Genomic DNA, 25,501 nt, shown 5'->3' with positions numbered 1-25,501 from the left:
ATAAAACAGTGAACAGCTTAGGCACATTCAAACGCTACACCCCGGAGTCACCGGAGATTCCGGGGGCTGCATACATCAAAAACGAAGACGATACAGACTGGTACACCATCGCATGGGATAAGGAGCGTATCGCAGGGAATATTTATGCTGGTACAGACGCAGAGGGCAATATTGTTTGCGTCACGGATGATGGAAGCGCCTTATTCCCCGTCGATATGACGGTATGGGAAATTCCTGCCGATGAAGCCCCTGACAATATTCTGACCGAGGGCTACCAGGCGAAAATCATCGACGGCGCTTATATGGTTGAGCATATAACCATTGCTAAAGGCACACAGCGTCGGCTGCTGGCAGAGGCGGAAAAAATCATCAGACCTCTGGAGCGAGCCGTTAAATACGGCATGGCTACCGATGAAGAGAAAGCCAGCCTTGAAGAGTGGGAGAAGTACAGCGTGCTACTGTACAGAGTGAACCTGGAAAACCCGGAGTGGCCGGAAAAGCCAGAATAACTGGTGACGGCGCTAATCTTCAGCTGAGCCGGTGCAAAGGGGGACGCTGAAGAAAAGCGCTATCATTGAGGGTGGCGGTGCAGTTGTTGTGATAACCACTCTTCGGAAAAGCCAGGTTAAACTGCACCGCCATGCCAGGGAACAGCCCGAACCCCGGCACAAGTGATTCTGTTAACGGGACGTGGTCAGGTCAATGCGCTGTCCATTGTTTTATATTTATGGCATACCCCTCAGAAAAAGCCCTGCATTCGTGCAGGGCTTTTTTTGTTTTCAGCGCTCAACAAAATACAGCGGCATTGAACGCACGGCCTGTGTCGCACTGTCAAAGGTGTCAATGTGCCTCAGGCCGATATTCAGCCCTTCTTTGCGGAGAACGGAAACATCCGCAGCCACCCGCTGAACGCCAAAAAACAGCAGCGCATCGAGGGCGGTAACCTGCAGCCCGGAGGTGAAAGCGAGGCGGAGCCGGTTGCGGGGCTCTGTAGTCTGCCTGGCGATACCAATATAGCGGTCAGTGGTCACATCACCACCGGTCAGGCGGCGGATTTTACCGCTGCGCTTGTAGTGGAATGTATCAGGAACGCCGGCAAAGTCGGATGTCAGGCTGTAAACCGTGCCGCGCTTGCCATCGTTGATGGTAACAAGCTTGCTGTGAACGGTTAGCTCCTTACGTATGGCATCAATCAGCTGGGGGGTACGAATCAGCAACAGACGAAACGGAAGCTCAAAACTGGTGACGTAATCCACCGAGCATAATGCCAGTCGCAACCGCTCCTCACTTCCCAGCCGCTGCTGCTGACACTCAGCCAGCACCTTCTGCCACTGACTGGCGATACGTGGCGTTTCGCTTTGCTCAGTGATTGTGTGTTTCTCAATGATGTAGTCAATGCGCAATGGTTCTGCAGTCATGCTCTAATCCTGTTTCCGGGTACCGAGGCCCGGCCAGAACACATCCGGGAATTGACGTTGTTTTTATTGCGTTAATTTTCGGCGATTTTACCAGGGGAGGCAAGGTGACGGAACCCGTTCAGCCTGCAGGTGGTCAAATCCGTCATGACAGCAACCAGACAATCAAGGCTGAAGGGATAACTCATGAGTAAAAACACCACTTACCGGGAGGTTGCCACGATGGCGGCCAGGAGCGAGACCGATGGTAACTACAGCCAGGCCGCCCTATTGTGGTGCACCGCCAGCACCCTGGCGAAAAACACTACCAACGGGGCCTGGTGCCAGAACAGGGCGGAGCTGTGCGAACGAAAAAGGGCCAGCGATGCCGGCCCTCGTTAATGCGCAATCCTGAGTGGACTGGTTGACAAATCAGCCATTCCGCACCAATTGCTGGTTGACGGATTCAGGATTTTGCACTGTTTAGCATGGCATCACGGCATACACTCCATATTTCCTGAGCGCCGACATCGCCTATTTCATAACCTGAACACAGGTCGATGATTTCATCGCGCAATGCATCAGGTACGCTCTCCGGTATTTCCGGTACTTTCTGTGGGGCAGAATAGAGAGGCTTGTTGCTGTCTGCCAGTGGGTCTGCGCTAATGCTCGCATATTCAGCGGCTCGTTGTTTACTAAACTGCCGTCTCGAATCCCATCCCATGAGGTAGAACGCGTAGAAAGCAGCCTCGTCAGGTATCGACCAGTTCTCTGTCGGAAGGTCTTTCTTGATTTCTGTCCACGCCCACTCTCTGCAAAAATCAGCATCAGAATTTTCTTTGAAGTTGAGGGGTGCAACAGGTCGTGCTACCAGCTCAGTAATCCGATTCTCTGCAGCTTCCAATGCTGCTATGAGTTCATCGGTATAGCTCTCTACTGCTGACGCCACAATCCGAAGCTCATCGGTATGCACTTCCATAGTCAGGCGAGAAAGGCGATGCTGGTTTGCGTGTTTCGGCACGCCCAATAATTCGTGGTGCTTGTTACTCATTGGGCGATCTCCTGCTCAGTGTTCGCTTCTACTTTTTTCATTACTGTTTACGCCCCTGCAGGGGCGTCTCCATGTGTAGTTACCCTTAAGGCATACCTGGCTGGTTTAGGGTCCGCTTCAGCCAGCGCCACAAGTGCTTAAACATCTTCCTCAGCCGATGCGTGGCTTTTCCCGTCACACTGGCGATGCTTATCTGCCAGCCTGGCCCAGAATGGCCGCCTGACAATCCCCATTCCTCCGGAAACTCCCTCTCTTTGCATTGCTTCCAGAGATGTAATAATTTCTCTCGTAACAACCCCACCTGCCAATACGTCCTCTTCATCGAGCGTTCGCATTTCTACCAGGTGGCGGCCGCTTTTCTTCCTACAGCTGATAGTGCAAAAAGCAAAACCCGACTCAACGCCAAATACCCTTCCAACCACAAAGTTATAAAACGCGGCCTTGATATGATATCCGCACCTCTCTACCAGCTCCCCAAAATCACATGGTTCATCGATTATTTTCACCTGCAGCAGGTAGACCACGCCATCCAGCTCGCCAATCCAGTCAGGGCGAACTTTAAGCAGCGCACCACCACGAGTACGGTAAAAAACGGACAGGTTGGCAACACCGCGCTGCAGGAGTTCAAGGAGCACGGGATTAGCCAGTGCAGAATCGTGCATCAGCCTAACCTGCTGATAATCATCGCCACTTATTACAGCATTGCCCGCTGCAGCATAATCAGCCGCAAACCTCACTGGCTCCAGAATAGCCGCGCGTACCGCTGCATTGAGTGAAGGAGCTACAGACTCCTGTATATCTCGTGGCGCGTTTTTGTACCATCCCAGCGCAGCCAGGCCACCGGACTGCACAAGGAGTATCTGGGAGGCAGAATAGCCATCGCAGGCATGCCAGGTGTTCCAGCTCAGGTCATGAATAACCAGGCTTTCGCCGCAACGAAGGGCGGCCAGGCGCTGGTTAAGAACGGCGATCGACTCCGGACCGGCGTAGTCTGCCCCTGCCTCGATACTACCGAGAACAGGGATCATCATCTCCGGCGGGTTAACCATCTTCTTAGGTTGTTTTTCAACCACATCAGATCGCCCTGCCATACCTGGCTTTGCAGTAAATGCCCCCAGACTATTAGTACAGTTATCCACCGATTCAGGGGATAACCCCGGTGACCGGGCACGTTGCCAGTCCTCCTGGGCTATTTCTGTCAGGCGCACAGGCCTGTAACACATGCAGTTTTCTGGATCCAGTTCCTCACGGAGCTGGCGGCGGGCTTCAGATTTAGCCAGTTCAGCCGTCTCCGCCTGAACGTAGCCGGAGAGAGAGGGTGCCCCTTTGACCGGATGGTCGTTTTTATTTGGAGTAAACGTAAACTCGAAGAACATCATGCAGCACCTCCCGGAATTGATGCGATATACATATCGCCAAGTACACGCGTCAGTAATCCGGTTTCATGCATGATATTCAAGGAGGAACGCCACACTTCGATCTCTTCGGGTTCGGCGCAATAGAGCACATGCGCGATGCGGAATAACCGGCCGGAGAAGCTGTTTTTCAGTACGGCCAGCAACGCCGGTGGAGGTGCGACAAATAAATCGCCCAGGGTGCGGCTGGCGACACCAATCAGGGCGCCGGTTCTGGTCATATCTTCCAGAGCCGTCTTCCATTCGTCTATTTCAGCTGCAGGCGCAAAAGTCATGACCGAAAACAGCGTGAATGTTCTGGCGCGGAAATGCTGTTCCAGCGTGGTCTGCAGGGAGGCGGGGATAGTATTCATTGCATACCTCCGGCGGCCAGCAGCTGCTCGCGTTGACGCTCTGTGAGGTATTTTGATTTAAAAACAAAGCTCAGTAACTGCTCTGTTGTAATGCCGCACGCTTTCAACAGGCGTGCAATATGCGTAGTATTGCGCATAGCTCTACTCCTGGTTATGTCAGGTTTAGGGTTAGCCCTGGGTCAGCGTTGGCGCGCTGGCTCGGGGCGTCTGTTACAACTCACTTGCAAATATCAACTCTTTACACTTGCTTTACAACTCCATCTTTACAATATAAAGCGCGTGTATTACGCGTTTTTGGCTGATTCAAGTAACCAGTAATTTTTCTGGTTTTCGTCCAGGTTCTCATAAGCCGCCAGAGCAGCCTTTAAAACAGAAGTTCTGCTCATTCCCGTTCTTGCAGCCTCCGTATCTAAAATACTGTCATATCGCTCTGTAATCCTGAAGTTAACCAGCTTAGTCTTGGGACCCTGTTTCTTTATCGCCCCGGCGATAAAGCGAGCTGTTTCTGTGTTTGTAGCCGGCTTATCACCGTCTGGAATAGTCGGAACGTTAAGTTTTAAAGCCATGTCGCCAACCCTTCATGTATATACGATGTAAAGATTATATCATCATTACAAAGTCTTTACATGGTAAAGCACAAAACAAACAGATAACGCGAGCATCGGCTTACTGGTCATGTCGGTCAAATAATCCCGATTTCCTGGGCTACCAGCTCAATCTGAGCTTTTGCAGCTGAGAGACTGGATGCACGGCTGACATCGTGAACCCCAGCCCCCTCATTACAGGCAACCTCGAAAACATCGATTTCCGATAGGCGGCTCTTGAGTGGCTGAATCCATATCTCGTTTGACCGCAAGATTTTATCGAGCTCGATCGCCGCGTTCCTGTGGCGCGGTCTCGAGGAGTTAATACGAGTTAACAACACCCACGGGGTGAGCTTTGGATTCGACTTCTGAGCGATACGGACTTTCTCAGTAACGGTCATTAACGTTTCGCTTTCAAAATCAGAGGATGGTTTCACCAGCGTGACCAGAATATCCGAAACTGTCAGCGCACTACGAAACTCCGGGCTGTCATGTCCTGGGCAGTCGACAATCAGCAGATCGCATAACTTACTCAGGCGAGTAATTTCGCCACTGATGTCACCATATGCTTCATGAACTGGAACAGGGAGGAGGCCATTAGCCTGACGTTTTCCGTTCCAGCTGATAAGGTCGTTGTTCTTATCTGCTTTGAGGATAATTGCGGATAAGCCTTTGTTCACGGCCATTGAGGCCGTATTCGCAGTGTAGGTGCTTTTCCCTACTCCACCTTTGTCTGAAGCGACAACTAAAATCTTTCCCATAACCTCACCCATTATTTTACATTGTAAAGCATAGTTAAAGACACTCTTATCTTTACATCATCTTTATGGATGATAACCGCATAAATGTAAAGACGCAATAAAGACAATAGTGAATTTACATAGTAAAGATAATGTAAAGATAATGTAAAGATAAAATCGTCTTTACAGGCTGTGAAAAAGGCGCCAGCTGATGTTGAACATGACGCTGCAGGTGAGGGGTGCCGAAGCCCGGCGAAGCCGGTAACGGATTGATAGGTTCTGCCATACCGCCCTTCACCCTGCTAAGCCATACCCGCTAAAAACGCTGTAGAAGCGTCTGTGCGCCGTCGGAGTGGTCACGACAAGGCGAAGCCGCAGTCGGGGCGTATCTCCGCGTTAGCGGGCCGTGAGGGCCGCTTACGGGCGTGTTATTCAATACTTTCAGCAATACCACTCACAGCGACGCAAAACCCTAGTTACAACATCCATCATTAAAAGCGATGGTGTTCCCCGGCCAAAGGCCGGGGGCGGCGGCGCTTTTCAGTGGTGGGTTAGGGGACGTAGTGGCAAACCTTCTGGATCGGGGGCCCGCCGCATGGCGGTGGGAGGTGCTTATGTTGTTTCCGAACCGGCGCGGACACAGTCCGCTGCAAGGGCGGGCATTTTCTCAGCCTGTCCACAGGGCAGGCGGTGAACAGGTTATTTATTTAAATGAATTAATAAATAGGGTTTTAAAAGAAGTACAGAGCAGAGGTTTAAAGGGATCCACGCACCATGAAGGCTTGCCGACAGGCGCTTATTAAGCATATCGAATGTAACCCTGTGGAAACTTCCCTTGCAGTTAAATGGGGATAAGGGATATCTGGTGAAAAATCGACCACCTTCGTGGTCATCAGGGAGATATCTCCGGACAGGTTACGCAGAAATACGGGGGAAATAGGGGTTGCGGTGGTTAATAAATAAACAGGAGGAAATGTCAGGCAGCAGCAGCCCTCCGGCGTCAGCCGGATATATCATCCAGAAACTCTATATGGGAACCGTCGTCAGACGGGTGTAGTTGTTGCCCCTCGACATCAGCATGCGCTCCTTCACGCGCCGCTCAACCTCGTTAAAAACAGCAGTTTGATCGCGGCAGAATCGCCCTTCTGCTATCTCTCGCGTCAGCTGCTGCTTCACCAGCGTGCGAATGTCATTACGGGTTCTGTCCGCATCACGCTTCGCCCTGGCACGTTTCAGGCCGTGAGCCTTGCGTTCCGACTGGTATACCCGGAAACGCTCACGCACGAAGCGCCAGGCCTTTGCGATCAGCTCATCCATCCCCAGCGATTCCAGACCCTGTTTTTTGCGCTGCTGGTTCTCCCACTCCACGCGACTGCGTCGGGCGGCCAGCACGGCCACCTCGGACATATCCAGTGCACGGAACAGCGCCGTAGTGAAGGTGATATCGGTCGGTATATTGCAGCCAATCAGCGGATCGTATTCCGTGTCATAGGTGATAAGCCCTAGCTCCGCTAAAAACTTCAGCGCACGGGTGGCGCGGGTAATGGCGAGGTTACCGCTCTTTGATTCAGTGGCCAGCCCGCACTCGATGGCCAGGTTCGTGATGGAGCGCTGTACCCGGTTGGCCAGCGGATCGTAATGGAAACACAGCCCCTGCAGCAGTGCATCGATGGCACGACGACGCAACACCGGCGGCATACGCTTACGCTTGCCGAGGGAGCGCGCAAACGCCACGTGTACGGAGAAATCGAAGCGTGACGTGAAACCCTCCGCCTTCGCCATCAGTTTGCGGCAAAACGGCAGCGTCTTCTTCCCTTCGCGGGGCGTGAATTCTGGATTAGGGTTTTTGACCTGCCGGTAATGGCAGTACGATTCAGGAGTCTTCTCAGGCACCCGATCCTGCGCTTATGGCAGATCGGTGTTGTTTTGTGATTTCCATGCGTTATACTCTTCCCAGGCGCTGCGCCTGCTTTTGACCCCCTGATTCCAGAACCGTCTGCCAAGTCGAATAATGGAGTCGGGGGGTTTTTGCATTTTAAGGGCTGTTAAACCCTTTCCTTGCGGAATGATCCGCGCACAACCAATTTCGGCACTATAACCACCAATTTACCTTTCCGCAACTGGCGAAAAATTTTTCCTTACCTTTTTTAGGGATCAGCTCCAGCTTCACTAAATATTTTGGTATCTACAACGTAAAGATATGATCTTTAAGGAAGCATTATCCGGTAAATCTTATTTGTACTGCTGGTTTAGTGCCATCAATGCCACCTTCATGACACCACTCTTTGAAATACCCAGCTTATCGGTCAGCTTCCCTAATACTTCCTGTTGAGCGTTGTTCAGCCGGATATTTAATTGCTCCCCGCTCGATTCTTTTTTCTTTTTGCGCCCAGATATTAATTTGGTTGCATCAGCATCGGGGGGCTTTTCTGAGTAGGATAATTTTTCCTGTCGTTTTTTTCGCCATGTGTTTTCCTGCCGCTCTCGCTGCCTCCTCAAAGCTTCGCGAAGCTGTTCCGGGGTTGTATCGTCACGATCCATCAATTCAGCAAAGGTTGGCATATTATCTATCACTCCGTGGCTGTAACTTCAGTGCGGCGAATGCCAGCTCCAGCACCTCTTTTTGCTTCAGATTATTCAACACCGCATACAGCTTAAATTCCCTCCTGAACTCTTTGCTTACGTTGAAATTAAGGGCAACCCCTGATTCCTTGGCGGCAGTAGTTTTCATTCCCGTACTCCAGAAAGGTCTGTTTCAACTATCGATTAACATTTTTCCTTTAAAACGTTAATTTCCGCTCTGGTCACCCCGCACAATTAAATCAAAATCGTGATAATCATCACAAAATCAAAACAAAAAAATGACCAGAAAACAGGCAGAAGAAAACCAAAAATGAAAAAAAATAGTTAACATCGCGCTTTTTTATTCAAACCAAGAAAAATAAAAAAAGTAGCAAATTGCTAGCATTTTTCTATGAGTCCGATGCTAGCAATTTGCTACTTTTTTAGCCCCGCCAAAAAATATTGTCACTGCATCAATTTGCAACCCACCCATGAAATTTCAATAAAAAACAGACAGTTGACTGCCAACCACAATCGCTCCTACCGTTAAAAAAAGACCCCCATTTAACCGCTCTTTAACAATCTGGTCATGATTACCAGCAGTCCGCGACGTTTAGACCCGTACGCACAAATGCGATGTACCCACTGGCGCGATCCGCTGGTGGCGAAGATTAGCCAGGCCTGAGAGGGATAACCTGCGTGAACCGGCAACACTGGCGTTGCAGGCTGCTGTTTTAACCAGAGGAGAGCGATCCCATGAAGTATTAACAGTGTTTTCACCCTGCTGCTGCATCTGCGGCAGCAGGCTAAAACCACTCACAGAAGGACAAGCGATGTACAAATCACCCCCGAACCACCGGGGCCGGGTTGTAGCATGGCGGATCTGCAGGGGCGTGCTGCTGTTTGCAGCTGCTGCGCTGGCTGTTTCCTGCTCTGCCGTTTCTTATACCCGCGCCACCGGCGCACAGGGTCAGAGCCTCACCAATGCCGAGGTTCAGCCAGGCAATACCGTAGTGCTGACCTATCCCAATGGATCGGCCTGTATCGACACCAATACGGGACCAAGCCACACCTGCAGAGTTCAGTAATATGCGAATGCTGATGTTATGTGCGGCATTCTCGTGTCTGCTGACCGGCTGCGTGACGCAGCGTTACGTCGGTGTGCAGATCACGTCTACGGCCCCGATGAGCGTGACCAGCGTGGTGGTCAATGGCCGGGAAGTGGTGATGTGCAGGATTCAGGAGGGTAACAGCAACATTCCGCCCGCGAACTGAACGGAGAAGGTGCCGTGACCCAACTTATCGACACCGGACGACCGGGTAAAAAACGCTACCGGGTACGCTGGCAGGGTGCCGGCGGCTCCAGAACGTCAGAATTTGCAGATGCCTGCGACGCATATCGCGAATTCTATCTGCGCGAGCGATTCGCCTGGGAAAACGCCAGCGAGACCGCCGTCGGCCGTAAGCGGGAGATAACGCTGAAGGTATTGCTGGAGTTCTACTTCGGCCGCCTCTGCGACGACGTGGCGCTGAACCGTATTTCCCCTTCCTACTTTCGCGGCCAGCGCTACAACTTCGAAAAGCTGCGGGAACGCTGGCGCCGGGATTCACCGGATATCAGGCAGGTATCTGCGCCAGACCTGTCCGGGATAACGACCTATAACCACCGTCTTTTCCTGCGTCGCGCGTATGCGCTGGCGATCGAAGTCGGCATGTGTACCCGTAACCCCTGCAGAGTGGCACGCTCTGTGGTGCATTACAGCGGCGGCGTGGCGCCGGAAAAGTTCGCCACACGCGAGCAGGTAAGGGCGCTGATGGCCTTTAAAGGGGATCCACGTTTACGTCTGGCCGTGTATCTGGGCGCGGCCTGCGGGCTGCGCATTTCTGAAGTGGCCGCACTGCGCTTTGACAACATCCGGGGCGACACGCTGGTGACCGACAGCCACCTGACGGAGGCGGGTATCCAGCCGGGTCTGAAGTATGGCCGTCGGTCAGTGCTTCCGGTCACGGCAGAGCTTCACCGTTTGCTGTCTGCGGTACCGCGCGCCGGCAGATATGTGTTTGAGAAAAAGGGTGGCGGGCACTATGCGAGCGTGGCGTCGTTTCGTCGGGGCGTGCTGAAGGAGGCTTTTGGTGGTGTGGGGATGACGGCGGAGGGGAAGGATTTTCACTCGCTGAGGCATTTTGCGGTATCGACGTGGGCGGAGCGAGGCATTCCGCTGGAGCAGATAAGTAAATGGCTGGATCACTCGTCGCCGGCGGTGACGATGAAGACGTATTTTCACCTGTTTAATGCGAGTGAGCACAGGTGTTTTCTGGAGTTTGATTTGGGGTAGTGATCCATTTTGTACCAGATCGCACCGGATCCAGCTTCTGCGGCGTTTTCTCGCAATTTTTGAACATTTGGCCCAAAAAATTAATCGACACACTCTCAACCCGCACCGCGCCTGAGCGGACCCGGAATTAATCGACACGAAAATTTTGTGTCGATTAATTCGATATATCCATCTGATTTAAAAATAAAAAAGGTCGATTTCGCTGATTCTTTGAACGATCTCGAAAATGAAGAGGTTTTCGCATGGCGAGATTGGACGAATTTCATGAACGCTTCATCCCTATCGTTGAGGGTTATATCCGCCGTACTGGTGACCGTTCCGATAAGGGGATCGGAGCGCTACTTCGTTTCCACCGGCAAACCATCGCCAAGTGGCGCAAATTGTACCCGGAGTTTCAGCAAGCCATTCTTAACCCTAACCTGCGCATCAGCCAGAAGGTGGATGATGGTATAGAAAACCTGATTACCAACGGCCGCGTCGAGGTCATCAAGAATGGCAAAGGGAACGTGAAAGAAACCCGGATCCTGCCTCCCACTGCGCAGGATTACTCAATGGCCCTGAAAGCCGGCTTTGGTGGTACCGAAGCATTCAACAAAAAAGAAGAGGGGATCCAGCACAGCAAGGCGCTGGGTGATATTGCCCGCCGGCTACGGTCGGAAAAAATCAGCTATCTCGATGCCGTCGACGAGTGCGAGATCGAGGGTCTGCCGGTGCCATCCAGCTGGAGGGCCCGCGAGGCGCAGCGCATTCTCTCTATCCCTCGATCGGAAGAGTTTACCGCCGTCAACGTGGCGCAGCTGCTGGAGGCCTCCGGCCTGCCGGTACCCCGCACGCTGATGCTGGAAGTCGGGAAGGTCATTGACCTGCCGCCGAAGGTGATGGCCGAGATTGCCGACATGAGCCCGGAAGATGCCGCCGACGCCTACCGCAAGTTCATGGGCTGACAGCTGGCGGAATGGATCCACAAAACTGCATAAAATGGCGATCTGATGTTAAATTTTCGCTATGCAAAAACCGCCCTGTTTTATGCACGCTTTATGCAGTCCATTTTCACCCTTTCCCCGCAGTAAACCGCGACAAATAACCCTTTGACCCGTTTAACGTAATGAGTCCACTTTTGCCAGGGCGTGTAACGGTCATTATGTTAAATCGGGCCGTTTTTCAGGAAATTATCTATGCCGCTGCCGTTCCCCTTTGACTTCAAAAATCCTGATTACAACATGGTGTACGAGTGGCGGGCGGAACGGTTAAAACGCATCAGAGAAAACCGCGATGTGCTGCCGCAACTGCGCCGGTTTTATCGTCACAACCCGGCACAGTTCATCATCGATTGGGGAATGACAACGGATCCACGAAATCCGGTCATAGGTCTGCCGACCACTATTCCGTTTCTGCTGTTCCCGAAGCAGGAGGAATGGATCCACTGGATTATGGACAGGATGGCGAACCGCGAGAACGGGATAACCGATAAAAGCCGCGAGATGGGGCTCAGCTGGACGTCCGTCGGCTTTGCCAGTGCACTGTGCCTGTTCAACAAAGAGATGGTGATAGGTTTCGGCTCCCGCAAAGAGATGTACGTCGACAGCACCGGCGACCCCAGAGCACTGTTCTGGAAGGCAAGAAAATTCATCGAGATGCTGCCAGTGGAATTTCGCGGCACTTGGGACAGTAAAAAAAATGCGCCGTACATGCGGGTTGAATTCCCTGAAACCGGGTCAGTCATGACTGGCGAGGCTGGCGACAATATCGGACGCGGCGATCGAACCTCTCTTCACCTGATAGATGAGTCCGCCTTCCTCATGCGGCCGTTGCTCATTGACGCATCGCTGTCACAGACCACCCGCTGCCGCATAGACCTCTCTTCGGTCAACGGCATGAATAACCCGTTTGCCAAAAAGCGCCACGGCGGAAAAATCCCGGTGTTTACCTTCCACTGGCGAAGCGATCCACGTAAGGATGATGAGTGGTACAAGAAGGAGTGCGAGAGAATTGATGACCCGGTCATCATCGCGCAGGAGCTTGACCTCAACTACCAGGCATCACAGGAAGGTATCCTCATTCCCTCCGAGTGGGTGCAGGCAGCTGTCGACGCGCATATCAAACTGGGGATCGAACCCACCGGCGAACGCCTTGGGGCGATGGACATTGCCGACGAGGGCATCGATAAAAACAGCTTTACCGCACGCTACGGCTTTCTGGTGCAGGATGTTAAGGAATGGTCGGGTAAGGGGAGTGATATTTATGCTTCCGTCGAGAAGGCTTTTGGCTACTGCGATGATTTTGGCCTGGATGAATTCCGGTTCGATGAGGATGGTCTGGGCGCCGGCGCCCGTGGTGATGCCAGAATCATCAACGAGCAGCGTAAAGCCGAAAGGGTGGGAACTATCTCCGCCGTCCCGTTTCGCGGCAGCGGCGCAGTGTCCTCTCCGGAAGATGAAGCAATTTCAGGCGACAGTGGCAGGCCTGGTCGCCTGAACAAAGATTTTTTCTACAATGCTAAAGCGCAGGGGTGGTGGCATCTTCGGACGCTGTTTCGTAACACTTTCCGGGCACTCAAGGGGCTGCCCTATGACCCTGATGAAATCATCTCCATCAGCAGCGAGATGGCGAATAAAGACCGTCTTCTGATGGAGCTGTCGCAACCCACGTGGTCAAAAAACAGCGCGGGTAAAATCCTCGTCAACAAGCAACCTGAGGGGACAAAGTCCCCGAACCTCGCCGACTCCGTCATGATCTGCTTTGCCCCAATGGACCTCGAAGGTGAAGGCATCTGGAAAGCGCTGAGCAAAAGAATTTAACCCTCTGTTCCCCCTGTATCGAGAACCTGAATATTTAATTGCCGGCGACTAGCTCCGGCGATGTGGAGAACTTATGTCCCGAAAAAATCGCCGTCGCGGTTCTAAACAGGCCGTTCGCACTGTCGACGGCTACAGTAACCCACAAGCAAGACTGGGGACTAATACAGATAACCTCCAGTCCGGCGGAACCTACATCGCCAACTACACCACCCGCAACCGCAACCTGCTGGAAATGGCGTACCGATCCTCTTTTCTGGTTGGCGCTGCAGTGGATGCCATCGCGGACGACATGACCCGAAAGGGCATCAGCATCGTATCCCGGATGAAGCCAGGGGAGCGGGGTCAACTTGATAACCTGTGGGATGAAGCCGCTATCTGGGACGAGCTGAACAATGGCCTGAAGTGGTCCCGCCTGTACGGCGGCGCCATCGTCGTCGTGATGATTGACGGGCAGGACATGAGCACCCAGCTAAATATAGATACCATCGGCTTAGACCAGTTTAAGGGGCTGTTGTCCATTGACCGCTGGTCTCTCACCCCGAGCTATAACGATCTGGTGACGGACTACGGCCCGGACTTCGGCAAGCCAAAGTATTACAAGGTGGGGTCCAGCGCACAGGGAATTCCGCCCTGGAAAATCCACTACTCGCGAGTGATACGCATGGAGGGTGACACACTCCCTACTCGCCAGGCACAGATTGAAAACGGCTGGGGAATGTCTGTCGTGGAGCGTATTTTTGAGCGCATCGAAGCGTTTGACACCGCCACCGCTGGTGTGACGCAGCTAATCCACAAAGCCCACCTCAGAACCTACGGCATTGAGGGTTATCGTAACGCCCTTGCCAAAGGTGGCGAACTTGAGATGGCCGTGAATAAACACCTCGATGAGATCCGCCGGCTCCAGACCATCGAGGGGATGACCGTTATGGACATCAAGGATAAATTCGAGACCCATACTTACACCTTTGCGGGTATTTCAGACGTGCTCTGCCGCTTTGCTGAACAGGTTTCAGGGGCTACCGGTATTCCCCTTGTGCGCCTGTTCGGTCAGTCTCCTGGCGGATTCAGCACCGGTGATACGGACCTCGAAAACTACTACAGCCGGATCAATACCCTGCAGGAGCGACGGATGCGCCGTCGGGTTCGCTGGCTGCTGGATATCTCGCACCGCTCGCTGTTTGGTACCCCGCTTCCGGAGGACTTTACCTTCACGTTCAATAAGCTGTGGGAGATATCCGATACTGACCGGTCGACGCTGGCGAATAACGTGGCGACAGCGGTCGCAACATTGACAGATCGGGGTATTTTGCCCGTGCATTCCGCCATGACCGATATCCGGAACCTGTCGGAGCTGACGGGCATCGGTGGATCCATTACCGACGAGGATATTGATAATGAGAAAAAGCAGTGGCAGGAGAATGAATCTGAAACCAGCCCTCCGCCGCCGATCGGAAATCAGTTACCGCAAAAGCCTTTTGCTGATAGCAAATCAGATCGGGGGAATCGTCGATGGAACCTACGATGGCTCACAGGCCAGCGCTGACAGCATTGCCTCCACCCTGGTTGATTACTCGGAGGTGATTACCAGCTGGGCCGAAAACGTCGGGCAAAAGATGTTCCTGCAGGTGGAGGAAGAAGAGTGGAAGATGTGGCGCTCCGTTTCTAATGACATCTCTGACGGTCTGCGTGATGTGATGGGCAATACCCCCATAGGGCAGGTGTCGCAGGATATTGTGTACCGGCAGATTCAGCTGATGAAATCCTTACCACTGGAGGCCGCTGACCGGGTCCGGGAGATCCAGAGCCGCGCCATCGAGGCGGTAATAAATGGCGAACGGCCGGAGCAGCTCTACAGCATGATTATGGAGTCCGGCGACGTTGCTGCCGGCAGGGCAAAAATGATTGCCCGTACTGAGATAGGCAGGGCAACCGGTGCGCTCACGCAGGCCCGTGCGCTGGCCGTCGGCTCAGAGGGATACTTCTGGCGCATCGAGGGCTACGGCACCCGTGACTCTCACCGCTGGATGAAAGATAAGTTCGTGCGCTGGGACAACCCGCCGACGCTGGACTCGCTGACGGGCCATGCCGGATGTTTGCCTAACTGCAAATGCTGGCCGGATGTTCAGATTCCGGGCCCTCGTTTCTGATCTGCTCCTGATGTATGGCCCAGATTCGTTTCACCTGGCTGATGCTACAGCCAGCGATAGCGGCGGTCTGATGTATTGTGGATCCTGACTGGCGCAGCGCGATGATGCGCTGATGCATGTTTTTATCTTCCTTGCGGCCTTTGTACTTGCCGGCACTTTTCGCCAGCAGGATACCCTGATACTGACGTTCACGACGCGTCTCGTAATCATCGCGGGCCATCTGCAGGGCAAGCTTAAGCAGCAGCTCCTGCATGGACTCCAGGACGATACGTGAATAGCCGTCGCTGGTTGCCACAAGTTCACTGAAATCCACAATGCCTGGTATGGCGAGTTTGGCCCCTTTAGCCCGGATGGAAGCGATTAGCTTTTCGGCTTCAGGAAGGGGAAGACGACTGATGCGGTCGATTCTCTCCGCGATGATGACATCGCCCGGTTGCAGGTCCGCAATCATCCTCTGCAGCTCGGGTCTGTCCGCATTTGCCCCGGATGCTTTCTCCCGATAGATACCGGCAATGTAATAACCGTTTTCAATCGCTGATTTCTCAAGTGATGCCTGTCTGGTCAAATCCTGTTCATCTGTACTGACTCGCTCATAGATGCGTGCGACTTTCATATTTTCATTAGCCCTTTCAGGTATAGCCAAAAAAGCCATTATTGCCACGGGTGGCCAATAAATGCAATTCAGCATTTAAATTAGCCACCATTAAATTGACCAACCTAATTAGCTACTTCAGACAAAGAGACCCTGTCCATGCAATATTTTTTTACCACCCAGCTCGGAGAGACACGTTTTCTCCAGGCTGACGGGTCAGTGCTGTTTAAAGATGTCCCGATCGCCCGGACCGGCGAACAGGTCTATCACAAAGATGATGTGGATGTTGGGCTGGAAACAGACGCTCAGGGATTCGTCAAAATTTTACGAACAGAGGAGGAGGTCTTTTCGCCGGCGACGATGGCGAGTTTCGAAGGAGTGGCAGTCACCCTGGGTCACCCGGAAGACGAAAACGGAGAGATCCTTTTCGTCAATCCGTCGAACTATGCCGAACTGGGGCACGGCCACGTTCAGAACGTCAGGCGCGGGGAGGGTGAGCTTTCGGATTTCATGATTGCCGACGTCATGGTGAAACGCCAGGAAGCCCTCAACGCGATCAACATGGGCCGGAAAGAAGTCAGCGGTGGCTACACCGCGAAATACCGGCAGACCTCCCCGGGCAACGGCGAACAGTACGACATCACCGGCAATCATCTCGCCGTCGGGCTAAGAACCGGCGAGGCGAGAGGTGGCCGTGTTTGTGCTTTTGGGGATTCCATCCCCGCAACCAAAGGAAAGAAGATGAAACAGACATTTCTTCAGCGGGTAGTGAAAGCCATCCGCACAAAGGATTCCGCAGGTCTCGACGAACTGGCGAATGAGGCGGAAAACCTCTCGCTGGACGATGCCAGCGGCTTACCGACCATCAACATTAATATCCCGGCGCAGTCTCCACCTGCAGCTGAGGTGATCCCCCCGAATCCCGAGAAAACCACTGATGAAGGTGAAATCCCGGCGTGGGCGACAGAATTTATGAAAAACATCATGGCGGAGATTGCCGCCATCAAGGGGCAGAAACCGGAAGACCAGCAGGGTGGCAATCCCACCACCGATGCAGAAGACGAGGAGGAAGATGAACGAGTCACCACTGATTCCATCTACCGGCAGGGCATTATCGCCGACGGTGAAATCATCTGTCCTGGCTTTAAGCCCAACGGCAATAAGGGGCTGAAGCGCCAGATCCTGAATCATGCCATCAAAACCAGCGACAGTCTGAAGGTCTTTAAGGTGCAGGATTTCACTACGGCACCAAAAGCCACCGTGGATGCGGCGTTCACTGCTGCAGTAGAAATCGGACGCGTAAAAAACAACATTCTCCCGCGTAAAACCACCGACGGCCGGAACGAACGTCCCACGACGATTGCCGACCTCAACAAGCAGAACGCCGAGTTCTGGAACAACCGCAAATAAGGAGCAGTATCATGCCAGGTTCTGCCTATTTATATAACATGCCGATGGGTATCGCCGGCGGCGTCACCCGCTCGCAGGATTTAACCATCGAACCGGTCACCCTCGACTATACAAACCAGTTTTTGGCCTACGGGATGGCCGGGAAGTACGACAACAATAAACTCGTCCCGCTCGAAGACGGTGACGATATCAGCCTGGTGAAAGGGATCCTTGTTCGTCCCTACCCCATCACCTCTTTTGCAGACCTTGCCTACATCGGCGTCAAAGCTAACCAGACCGCAGATAACCTGAAGCGCGGATACATCTGCGTGCAGGCTACGGCCGGCGATGCGACAGCCGCGAAAAAAGGCGATCCGGTTTACGTCCGCGTAGCGGATGGAACAGATGCCAGCCCGATAGGATCGTTTCTCTTAACGCCTGATGCCACCGCCACAAACACGCCACAACTGGTGATTGCGGAGGTTATGGGTCCTGGTCAGGCAAATGGCACGGTTGAAATCGCGTACAACATCTAGGGAAAATTATGTCAAAACTAATCCAGACCATTGATTCTGCGGCCATTCAGAGTACCGGTATTTTCCTTATCGGTGAACTGGAGCGCATGGACCAGAGGCTCAACACACCTCTGGTGTCGTACAAATACACGCGAGACCTTCCGTTCCGCAGTGATATTTCCATCGAAGACGAAGTGTCGTCATTCATCAACACCGATTTCTCCAGCGTGGGAGGCGCGAACCCGGCCGGTAAAAACTGGATGGGAAAAAAGGGAACGGCGATTGCGGATATTAACGTCGTTAACACCCCAACGCGTAACGAACTGAGCATCTGGGCCCATCAGCTCAGCTACACCATCTTTGAGTTGATGGCAGCACAGAAAGCGGGACGCCCCATCGATGAGCAGAAATATGAAGGTCTGAAACTCAAATGGAACATGGACGCCGACGAACAGGCGTACATCGGTGATACAGAGATTGACGTTCCCGGACTGCTGAACCTGCCTTCCGTTAAACCTGTCGCTGCGCCGGCAGCATGGACCGCCACCACCGACCCTGATGTGATTGTTCAGGATATTAACCTGGTACTGTCTGATGCGTGGGTGCGCTCGGGCTATGCCATCTGTCCGTCAAAAGTGGGAATGGCCCCCGAACTCTTTGGCCTGTGCGCCAGCAAGAAGGTCTCCTCTGCAGGGAATATCTCCCTTCTGGAATACATCAAGATTAACTGTATCGCCTACCAGGAGAACGGCGAGCCGCTGAATATTGTCTCCATGAAATGGGCTTCGAAGCGCGGCGCTGCCGGTGCTCATCGTCTGATTGCCTATACGCAGGATGAGCAGTATGTCCGCTTCCCGGTCGTTCCCCTGCTGAATACGCCGATTGAATATCGCGGCCTGCAGCAGTCTACCGTGTATTACGGCAAGCTGGGCCAGGTGGAAACGCCTTACTCCAACACCATCTCCTATCTCGATATCCCGGTCTCCTGACCCCTGCAGGATGGCGGCTCCCGCCATCCGGAGAATCCAATATGACTTTTATTGTGAAAACAGCGGCCACGCTGCGCCTGGCTGACGGCAGCTCATTCGATCTCGTTGCCGGCATGCATGACGACTTTCCGGCAAATGTGAAAAATCACTGGGCCTTTGCTTCCTATGCGGAGCGGGTGGATACCAGTAAGCAGGATGTCGCTGATCAGAAAGGTACTACAGCAGCAAAAAAGCAGATTAAGCAGCTGCAGGAGCAACTGAAGGCCAAAGACGCACTGCTGGACGAGAAAGAGGTGGAGATTGCGGAGCAGGTGGTCAATATCGACCAGCTCAAAGCTCGCGTCACCGAACTGGAAAGTCTGGCAGCTGACAACGAGGCGCTCATGGCCCGTATCGCTGAGCTGGAAAAACCCGCAACCGAAACTGACGACGGGAGCAAATCCCGGACCGACAAACCGGAAGGGGAAAAGAAAGATGACAAGAAACAGCAAGCTTCCGACAGTTGAGCAGTTTCGCGCTGACTACCCCGAGTTTGACGACACCGCCATTTACCCCGACGCCACAATAACCCGCTACCTCAACAGAGCAGACCGACAGCTCGACCAGAATGTGTTCGGCTCTGACTTTGTTGACCTGGTGGAGCTGTTCACCGCCCATTACACGGAGATGAGCGGGCGAATAAACAGCGCCGGTAAAAATGGGGTGGTTAACAGCAGTCGTAGCGCTGGCGTTCTGAGCTCAAAGAGCATCGATAAGGTCAGCGCCAGCTACGACGTCTCCGGAATTATCGATCCGGATGCGGGATTCTGGAACAACACCAACTACGGACGCGAGTTCTATTACTGGTGGTCCATGTTTGGCATGGGCGGGAGGCAACTCTGATGAAAAGCGGCGTGAAGGTGACGGCGGACAAGGCCGCCGACGTACTGGCATCCCTTCGCCAGCTGTCAGGTATGGACGTGCTGGTTGGCATCCCTGAGAACAAAGCCGCGCGGGATGATGGTTCACCGATGAGCAACGCGGAACTGGGCTATCTGCAATCAACCGGGGCGACAGTGGAAATCGACGGTGAGACCGTCACGCTGCCGCCCCGGCCGTTTCTGGAGATGGGGATCGAGGATTCAAAACCCCGAACCACGGCTCACCTTAAAGCTGCAGCCGTGGCTGCGCTGGACGGTAAGCAGGAAGCGGCGATGCGGGAGCTGGAGAGTGCCGGCCAGATTGCCCGTGATGCATCCAAAGCGGTGATCGGCGCCGGCGATCGCCTTCACCCGCTTTCAGAAGCCACGCTCGAGCGGCGCAGAACGTCAAAGCCGCCTATTCCTGGCGACAAGCCTCTCTACGCCACCGGCAAACTGCTTGGGTCCATTAACTATGTGGTGAGGAAAAAATAATGCCGGACCTCGACGTTGACGACATTCTGGACGACCCGGATTTTTGCGATACGTCGCTGGTCTGTCACCGGCAGGTGCAGACAATCGATGCGCACAATTATCCGGTCAACACCCCGGTTGATATCCCGTTTTCCGGAACGGTAACCGTCGACCGCTCACTCGAAGCGAAACGTATGGCTGCAGGTCAGAACACGACGGGCGCCATTCTCATCGTAACGCGATTCAGGCTGACGCAGGGGCAGGTCGCAGCGGGAACAGATCCCGAACTGGACGCCGATATTGTGACGTACTGCGGTCGGGATTACCGGGTGACATTTGTCGACCAGTACACCCGTTACGGCGCCGGCTTCGTTCAGGCTCACTGTGAGCTGATGAACATGGACGGGGGGACATTCATTGAGTAACGACAGCACAGCTCCGGGGTATCTCACTCCGGAAGGTGCCGGACCAGCCAATGACAAGCCGCTGGAGATTCATATCAGCGAATGGATCTGCGGCGTCACCGGCATCGATGTGAAACGGGTCTATCCGCGCTGGACTGACCCGCAACACAAAATTCCACCTGCAGGCACCACCTGGTGCGCTTTCGGTATCACCCAGCAACAGCCAAACCTTAACCCGGCAGACGTTCAGATTTCTGATGACCGGTCGGAGCAATGGACGTGGGAAAAGGTGACTGTGATTTGCTGTTTTTACGGTCCGGAAGGTGCCGCGCTTGCCTCTCTTTTTCGCGCTGGCCTCTTTGTTGAGCAGAACGCTACCGAGCTGAAGCGGCGCTCCGGGCTGAGCCTGAACGATGCCGGCACGCTGTTTAACGTCCCGGAGATTATCAACAACCAGTGGGTAAGGCGTTACGACCTGACAGTGACGCTGTCACGCAAGCTTGTACGCACATACAACATCAAATCGCTGGTAACCAAATCATCGACCGACATTCCGGTCATCCTTTCAGGAGATTAACCTATGCCGCAGGGTTTACCTGTATCTGATGTCGTTGAAGTCGACATCCTCATGGCGCCGCGTGCTGCGCAGATGCGTAACTTCGGTTCGCTTCTGGTGCTCGGCAGCAGCGACGTGATTTCCCCGCTGGAGCGTATGCGGACGTATACCTCTTTTGACGCGGTTGAGGCTGACTTTGGCACTGAGGCGCCGGAGACCCAGGCCGCACAGCGCTACTACTCGCAGTCACCACAACCCAAAGACCTGTATGTCGGGCGATGGGTGAAAGACGCTGCCGCCGGCGAGCTGCAGGGCGGCATTCTGACGCAGGCCCAGCAGGACATGGCTCTGTTTACCGTCGTGACCGATGGCGCCATGAAAATCACCGTCGACGGCACGCTGAAGACCATAACCGGTGTGACGTTCGCCGCAGAAAGCAACCTTAACGGTGTGGCAGCCAGGGTGGCGGACAAGCTGCCGACCGCAACAGTGGTGTGGGACGCATCTGCTGGCCGCTTTGTGGTGACGTCAAAAACCACCGGCGCAACATCTGCAGTCAGTTTCGCGCAGGCAAATACGTCCGGCACCGACCTGTCGGCGCTGATGCTCCTTACTCAGGATGATGGAGCGAAAACGGCCGCAGGCCTGCCGGCGGAATCGCTGACCGACTGCGTGGCGCTGATGGCGGAGTTTTCCGCTAAGTGGTACGGGCTGACGCTGGCAGATACAGACGTTGAGCTGGCCGACGCGGTGGCCGTTGCAAAACTCATCGAGGCGCAGAGCCCGTCGCGCATCTTTGGCTATACCGTGCAGGATGGTGAGGCGATCGACCCGCAGAGCACGAAAGATATTGCGGCCACGCTCTCCTCTGCAAAACTGGGGCGAAGCCTGACGCAGTATTCCGGCACTGATGCGTACGCGGCTGCGTCACTGATGGGACGTGCATTCAGCGTCAACTTTAACGGCAATAACACCACCATCACCCTGAAGTTCAAGCAGGAGCCGGGCATCACGGCGGAGTTCCTGACCTCAACGCAGGCTAAAGCCCTGAAGGCCAAAAACTGCAACGTGTTCGTGAACTACAACAACGGCACCGCCATCATTCAGGAAGGCGTGATGGCCAACGGCGATTTTATCGATGAGCGCCACGGTCTCGACTGGCTGCAGAACTTCCTGCAGATCAACCTGTACAACCTGCTCTACACCAGTACAACCAAGGTGCCGCAGACTGACGCGGGCAATACCCGACTGCTGGCGAACGTTGAGGCCTCTATGGATCAGGCCGTGGACAACGGGCTGATTGCTCCTGGGGTGTGGAACGGCAAACCCCTTGGTCATTTGTCCCCGGGCGACATGCTGACGAAAGGTTATTACGTCTGGATGGACTCAATTGATACTCAGGCACAGTCTGACCGTGAGGCCCGTAAAGCGGTACCGATTCAGGTGGCCTGTAAGCTGGCCGGCGCCATTCATTTTGCTGATGTGCTCGTTAACGTGGTTCGGTAAGGAAAAATAATATGGGAACAGCTTATAGCTTTGTGGACGTCAGCGCGTCCATCACCGGGGTGGGGGGCGCCATTGATCTGGGTATGGGGTCAGCCAACTCCGAAGAGGGGATCGTCATCGCCATGGGCGGCGCCAAAAACACCATGTCCATCGGTGCTGGCGGCGAGGTGATGCACAGCCTGCACGCCGACAAGAGCGGCACGATCACGGTCAACCTGCAGAAGACATCACCGGTCAATAAAAAACTGTCGGTGATGTACAACCTGCAGAGCCAGTCCTCTGCCACCTGGGGCAATAACGTGATTGTTGTCCGTAACAAAGCCTCAGGCGATATCACCACCGCGCGCAGCGTGGCATTCCAGAAACAGCCGGATAACACCAACGCCAAAGACGGCAACACACAGGCGTGGGTCTTTGACTGCGGCAAAATCGACCAGGTACTCGGGGAGTTTTAACGGATGGAATTTCAAATCAAGGGCCACAGCTACCGCGCGGAAAAACTGAGCGTCTTCGACCAGCTGAAGGTATCACGTAAGCTCTTGCCGGTGCTGGCGAGCGTGCTGTCAGACCTGGGTAGCATACGTGCACTCCTGCCAGCGGAAATGTTCCTCGCCGGCACCGACAATCCGGAACAGGAGGGAGGAGCGCAACCGCGTATCAATCTGGATGCTATTTCCCCGGCTCTGGAGAAGATGCTTCCGCGTATTGCTGATGTGCTGTCTGGCCTCAGTGAAGAGGATACCAACGCGATCATTCATCCCTGTCTGGCCGTGGTATCCCGACAGCATATGAAGGGCTGGACACCGATATTTACCAGCGGACAGCTCATGTTTGACGATATCGACCTGTTCATCATGCTGGGGCTTGTGGCGCGGGTGGTCGCCGATTCGCTGGGAAATTTTTTGCCCGCACTCCCTACAATCCCGACAGCAGACCTGCCAGCGGCATAACCTTCAACACTCTGCCCGGAGGGGAGGAAATAATCCTCCGGGTAGCCCGCGAATTCCGTATTGACCAGAAAGACCTCGACAGCGGACGGGTAGATCTCGCCCGTATCATGCTGCTGAATGACTATCTGGTCATGGAGGCGGATAACCAGTACCGCATAGACAAGTGGAGAGCGGCCAATGAACGCTGATGTGATCAAGTCGTTTCTCGTCTCGCTGGGCTTCGAGGTGGACAGCGCCGGCGAGAAGAAATTTGATGCCACGCTGGTCGGCGTGACCATGAATGCCCTGAAAGCCGGCGCTGCGATCGAAGCTGTGGCGCTTTCCGTGGTGGCGTATACCGCCAAAATTGCGGTGGGCCTCGACCAGCTCTACCAGGTCTCACAGCGTACCGGTGCAACGGTGGCGGGCCTCCAGAGGCTCAGCTATGCCGTTTCGCAGGCAGGCGGCAGCGCTGACGCGGCAAAAGCCTCTCTGGAGGGCATGGCGGCGTTTATGCGCAACAATCCCGGCGCCGAAGGGTTCATGAACCGCCTGGGTATCCAGACCCGTGACGCCAAAGGCAATATGCGGGATATGGCGACCATCTTTACCGAAGCGGGACAGAAGCTCAACAGTATGCCGTTCTACCGGGCCCGTCAGTACGCGCAGATGCTGGGGATTGACGATAATACCTTGATGGCGATGCGGCGCGGGCTGGGGCAGTACGGAGCGCAATACAGCGAGATGGCGAAGGCGATCGGCTTTGATGCGGACAAAGCGGCCGTCAGCTCCAACAAATTTATTACATCCCTGAAAGCCTTCGGGACGATGGCCGGCATGGCGCGGGACAAAATCGGCGCCGATATGGCGGACGGCCTGACCGGGTCTCTGGATCGGCTTCGTAAGCAGTTTCTGGACAACTTCCCGAAGATTGAGACCGTTATTACACGGGGCGTGAAGGGCATTATGTGGCTGGCCGACATGGTCGGGCACCTGGTTTATCGCCTCATCGATGGCGCCGACCAGCTTTCGAAATGGTGGGGCTCGCTGGATAAATCCACGAAGGAGTTTATCGAACTGCTGGGCGCGCTGACTGTGGCGCTGAAGGTGCTGAACATGGAGTTCTGGCGCTCTCCCATCGGCATCATCACCGCGCTGGCCGCCGCCATCTTCCTGCTGTGGGATGATTACCAGACGTGGAAGGAAGGAGGTAACTCGCTGATTGACTGGGGGAAGTGGGAACCCGATATCAATAAGGCGAAGAAGAACATTAAAGAGCTCAGGGATACTGTTATCGACCTGAAAAACCAGGTGTTAATGCTCCTTGGTATCGACCCGAAATCATGGTCACTCAAATGGGACATGGACAACGCCATGACCCAGATGGGCGAGTTCGGCAAGATGCTGGGAATGATTGCCGACCTGCTCAACGCCATCAATGAGGGGCGCTGGAAGGATGCGCTGAGCATCAGCAAAAAGCTGATGTCTCAGGGTGGCGACCAGCCGGACGCCATGCCGGAAGTCAGCAACAGCGCCAACAGCGCGGCGGACAGCATCAAAAACGCCACCGGCTTTGATCCTCGAGATGTTGGTCGATGGATACGCGCCCGGCTCGGTTTACCTCCGCTTGATGACCAGTCAGAGCCGGAGCAGCACGCCCAGTCAGCACACCGGCGAGCCCTTCCTGACCTTAACAACAACCCGGGAAATCTGCGCCCCGTCAGCGGTCAGGGATTCAGGATATTTGCGTCCGCCATCCAGGGATGGGAGGCAATGAAGTACCAGCTGATGCGCTACTTCACCGGCAAAACAACGGGGCAACATCTGCAGACGGTGTGGGATATCGTCAAAACGTGGGCGCCGGCGGG

General features: G+C 54.2%; 33 protein-coding genes. 22 read left to right on the top strand and 11 right to left on the bottom strand.

Annotation, left to right across the window (positions count from 1 at the left end; genetic code table 11):
• Nucleotides 1-8: 8 nt before the first annotated feature.
• Nucleotides 9-509 carry a tail fiber assembly protein gene (locus DEO48_RS25255; RefSeq protein ID WP_181367062.1) on the top strand — a complete coding sequence of 167 codons (501 nt, stop codon included), beginning with the start codon at nt 9-11 and terminating at the stop codon, nt 507-509.
• Nucleotides 510-779: 270 nt separating this feature from the next.
• Here the strand turns inward: DEO48_RS25255 and DEO48_RS25250 are convergent, their stop codons facing one another.
• Nucleotides 780-1,418: a DNA-binding protein gene (locus DEO48_RS25250; RefSeq protein WP_109846630.1), complete on the bottom strand. Its 639-nt coding sequence runs from the start codon at nt 1,416-1,418 to the stop codon at nt 780-782.
• Between the two features lie 183 nt (nt 1,419-1,601).
• Between DEO48_RS25250 and DEO48_RS27435 the strand changes: the two genes are divergently transcribed.
• Nucleotides 1,602-1,796, top strand: a complete 195-nt coding sequence (locus tag DEO48_RS27435) for an ANR family transcriptional regulator (RefSeq protein ID WP_109846629.1) — start codon at nt 1,602-1,604, stop codon at nt 1,794-1,796.
• A gap of 64 nt (nt 1,797-1,860) precedes the next feature.
• Here the strand turns inward: DEO48_RS27435 and DEO48_RS25240 are convergent, their stop codons facing one another.
• From DEO48_RS25240 to DEO48_RS26870, 9 genes are all read right to left on the bottom strand, one after another.
• Nucleotides 1,861-2,445, bottom strand: coding sequence for a hypothetical protein (locus tag DEO48_RS25240; protein ID WP_109846628.1), 585 nt, complete (start codon nt 2,443-2,445; stop codon nt 1,861-1,863).
• Nucleotides 2,446-2,582: 137 nt separating this feature from the next.
• A complete protein-coding gene (locus DEO48_RS25235; RefSeq protein WP_109846627.1) occupies nt 2,583-3,824 on the bottom strand; it encodes a hypothetical protein in 1,242 nt (413 codons plus the stop codon).
• On the bottom strand, nt 3,821-4,213 hold the full coding sequence (locus DEO48_RS25230) for a hypothetical protein (RefSeq protein WP_109846626.1): 393 nt from the start codon (nt 4,211-4,213) through the stop codon (nt 3,821-3,823). The genes DEO48_RS25235 and DEO48_RS25230 overlap by 4 nt, the downstream gene beginning before the upstream one ends.
• Complete coding sequence (locus DEO48_RS26875; RefSeq protein WP_181367061.1) at nt 4,210-4,350, bottom strand: hypothetical protein; 141 nt, start codon at nt 4,348-4,350, stop codon at nt 4,210-4,212. The genes DEO48_RS25230 and DEO48_RS26875 overlap by 4 nt, the downstream gene beginning before the upstream one ends.
• A gap of 147 nt (nt 4,351-4,497) precedes the next feature.
• Nucleotides 4,498-4,779: a CopG family transcriptional regulator gene (locus DEO48_RS25225; RefSeq protein WP_109846625.1), complete on the bottom strand. Its 282-nt coding sequence runs from the start codon at nt 4,777-4,779 to the stop codon at nt 4,498-4,500.
• Nucleotides 4,780-4,895: 116 nt separating this feature from the next.
• Complete coding sequence (locus DEO48_RS25220) at nt 4,896-5,558, bottom strand: ParA family protein (RefSeq protein WP_109846645.1); 663 nt, start codon at nt 5,556-5,558, stop codon at nt 4,896-4,898.
• Nucleotides 5,559-6,563: 1,005 nt separating this feature from the next.
• The gene (gene repA / locus DEO48_RS25210) at nt 6,564-7,430 is read right to left on the bottom strand and encodes an incFII family plasmid replication initiator RepA (RefSeq protein WP_109846624.1); all 867 of its coding nucleotides are present in this window, start codon (nt 7,428-7,430) and stop codon (nt 6,564-6,566) included.
• Between the two features lie 339 nt (nt 7,431-7,769).
• Nucleotides 7,770-8,099 carry a hypothetical protein gene (locus DEO48_RS25205; RefSeq protein ID WP_109846623.1) on the bottom strand — a complete coding sequence of 110 codons (330 nt, stop codon included), beginning with the start codon at nt 8,097-8,099 and terminating at the stop codon, nt 7,770-7,772.
• Between the two features lies 1 nt (nt 8,100).
• A complete protein-coding gene (locus DEO48_RS26870) occupies nt 8,101-8,268 on the bottom strand; it encodes a hypothetical protein (RefSeq protein WP_181367060.1) in 168 nt (55 codons plus the stop codon).
• Nucleotides 8,269-8,932: 664 nt separating this feature from the next.
• On the opposite strand from DEO48_RS26870, the gene DEO48_RS26640 reads away from it, so the two are divergent.
• The 7 genes from DEO48_RS26640 (at nt 8,933) to DEO48_RS25175 (ending at nt 15,380) form a co-directional block, all read left to right on the top strand.
• Nucleotides 8,933-9,187 carry a hypothetical protein gene (locus tag DEO48_RS26640; protein WP_146198339.1) on the top strand — a complete coding sequence of 85 codons (255 nt, stop codon included), beginning with the start codon at nt 8,933-8,935 and terminating at the stop codon, nt 9,185-9,187.
• 7 nt (nt 9,188-9,194) lie between these two features.
• A complete protein-coding gene (locus tag DEO48_RS25200) occupies nt 9,195-9,374 on the top strand; it encodes a hypothetical protein (protein ID WP_109846622.1) in 180 nt (59 codons plus the stop codon).
• A 14-nt stretch (nt 9,375-9,388) separates the two neighbouring features.
• A complete protein-coding gene (locus DEO48_RS25195) occupies nt 9,389-10,435 on the top strand; it encodes a tyrosine-type recombinase/integrase (protein ID WP_219933022.1) in 1,047 nt (348 codons plus the stop codon).
• Between the two features lie 242 nt (nt 10,436-10,677).
• Nucleotides 10,678-11,379 (top strand): hypothetical protein, encoded by a 702-nt coding sequence (locus DEO48_RS25190; RefSeq protein WP_109846620.1) that lies wholly within the window; start codon nt 10,678-10,680, stop codon nt 11,377-11,379.
• A gap of 231 nt (nt 11,380-11,610) precedes the next feature.
• Nucleotides 11,611-13,233, top strand: coding sequence for a TerL protein (locus DEO48_RS25185; protein ID WP_109846619.1), 1,623 nt, complete (start codon nt 11,611-11,613; stop codon nt 13,231-13,233).
• 73 nt (nt 13,234-13,306) lie between these two features.
• The gene (locus DEO48_RS25180) at nt 13,307-14,776 is read left to right on the top strand and encodes a DUF1073 domain-containing protein (protein ID WP_109846618.1); all 1,470 of its coding nucleotides are present in this window, start codon (nt 13,307-13,309) and stop codon (nt 14,774-14,776) included.
• A gap of 70 nt (nt 14,777-14,846) precedes the next feature.
• The gene (locus tag DEO48_RS25175) at nt 14,847-15,380 is read left to right on the top strand and encodes a phage minor head protein (RefSeq protein ID WP_109846644.1); all 534 of its coding nucleotides are present in this window, start codon (nt 14,847-14,849) and stop codon (nt 15,378-15,380) included.
• Here the strand turns inward: DEO48_RS25175 and DEO48_RS25170 are convergent.
• Complete coding sequence (locus DEO48_RS25170; RefSeq protein ID WP_109846617.1) at nt 15,331-15,993, bottom strand: recombinase family protein; 663 nt, start codon at nt 15,991-15,993, stop codon at nt 15,331-15,333. The two genes, DEO48_RS25175 and DEO48_RS25170, sit on opposite strands and share 50 nt — an antisense overlap.
• A gap of 138 nt (nt 15,994-16,131) precedes the next feature.
• Here DEO48_RS25170 and DEO48_RS25165 point away from each other — a divergent pair, with 138 nt between their 5' ends.
• The 13 genes from DEO48_RS25165 to DEO48_RS25105 all read left to right on the top strand — a co-directional run.
• Nucleotides 16,132-17,382, top strand: a complete 1,251-nt coding sequence (locus DEO48_RS25165) for a DUF2213 domain-containing protein (protein ID WP_109846616.1) — start codon at nt 16,132-16,134, stop codon at nt 17,380-17,382.
• 11 nt (nt 17,383-17,393) lie between these two features.
• Nucleotides 17,394-17,897 carry a hypothetical protein gene (locus DEO48_RS25160; RefSeq protein WP_109846615.1) on the top strand — a complete coding sequence of 168 codons (504 nt, stop codon included), beginning with the start codon at nt 17,394-17,396 and terminating at the stop codon, nt 17,895-17,897.
• A 20-nt stretch (nt 17,898-17,917) separates the two neighbouring features.
• On the top strand, nt 17,918-18,865 hold the full coding sequence (locus tag DEO48_RS25155; protein ID WP_109846643.1) for a major capsid family protein: 948 nt from the start codon (nt 17,918-17,920) through the stop codon (nt 18,863-18,865).
• Between the two features lie 41 nt (nt 18,866-18,906).
• Complete coding sequence (locus DEO48_RS25150) at nt 18,907-19,371, top strand: hypothetical protein (protein ID WP_109846614.1); 465 nt, start codon at nt 18,907-18,909, stop codon at nt 19,369-19,371.
• Complete coding sequence (locus DEO48_RS25145; RefSeq protein WP_109846613.1) at nt 19,340-19,747, top strand: DUF4054 domain-containing protein; 408 nt, start codon at nt 19,340-19,342, stop codon at nt 19,745-19,747. Before DEO48_RS25150 ends, DEO48_RS25145 begins: the two co-directional genes overlap by 32 nt.
• A complete protein-coding gene (locus DEO48_RS25140; RefSeq protein ID WP_109846612.1) occupies nt 19,747-20,259 on the top strand; it encodes a hypothetical protein in 513 nt (170 codons plus the stop codon). Before DEO48_RS25145 ends, DEO48_RS25140 begins: the two co-directional genes overlap by 1 nt.
• Nucleotides 20,259-20,663: a head-tail adaptor gene (locus DEO48_RS25135; protein ID WP_109846611.1), complete on the top strand. Its 405-nt coding sequence runs from the start codon at nt 20,259-20,261 to the stop codon at nt 20,661-20,663. Before DEO48_RS25140 ends, DEO48_RS25135 begins: the two co-directional genes overlap by 1 nt.
• Complete coding sequence (locus DEO48_RS25130) at nt 20,656-21,219, top strand: hypothetical protein (protein ID WP_109846610.1); 564 nt, start codon at nt 20,656-20,658, stop codon at nt 21,217-21,219. The genes DEO48_RS25135 and DEO48_RS25130 overlap by 8 nt, the downstream gene beginning before the upstream one ends.
• A gap of 3 nt (nt 21,220-21,222) precedes the next feature.
• A complete protein-coding gene (locus DEO48_RS25125; protein ID WP_109846609.1) occupies nt 21,223-22,704 on the top strand; it encodes a DUF3383 domain-containing protein in 1,482 nt (493 codons plus the stop codon).
• A gap of 11 nt (nt 22,705-22,715) precedes the next feature.
• Complete coding sequence (locus tag DEO48_RS25120) at nt 22,716-23,159, top strand: phage protein (protein ID WP_109846608.1); 444 nt, start codon at nt 22,716-22,718, stop codon at nt 23,157-23,159.
• Between the two features lie 3 nt (nt 23,160-23,162).
• Nucleotides 23,163-23,654, top strand: a complete 492-nt coding sequence (locus DEO48_RS25115) for a phage tail assembly chaperone (protein ID WP_109846607.1) — start codon at nt 23,163-23,165, stop codon at nt 23,652-23,654.
• The gene (locus tag DEO48_RS27290) at nt 23,651-23,842 is read left to right on the top strand and encodes a lytic transglycosylase (protein ID WP_375232177.1); all 192 of its coding nucleotides are present in this window, start codon (nt 23,651-23,653) and stop codon (nt 23,840-23,842) included. The genes DEO48_RS25115 and DEO48_RS27290 overlap by 4 nt, the downstream gene beginning before the upstream one ends.
• On the top strand, nt 23,832-25,501 hold a 1,670-nt coding region (locus DEO48_RS25105), incomplete at its 3' end, for a hypothetical protein (protein ID WP_109846605.1). The genes DEO48_RS27290 and DEO48_RS25105, both read left to right, overlap by 11 nt.

Origin of the sequence: Enterobacter sp. CGMCC 5087 (assembly GCF_003144775.1) — a bacterium.
Lineage (GTDB): Bacteria > Pseudomonadota > Gammaproteobacteria > Enterobacterales > Enterobacteriaceae > Enterobacter > Enterobacter cloacae_M.
The sequence above is the reverse complement of the archived record's forward strand: the minus strand, read 5'-3'. Positions and strand labels throughout refer to the sequence as shown.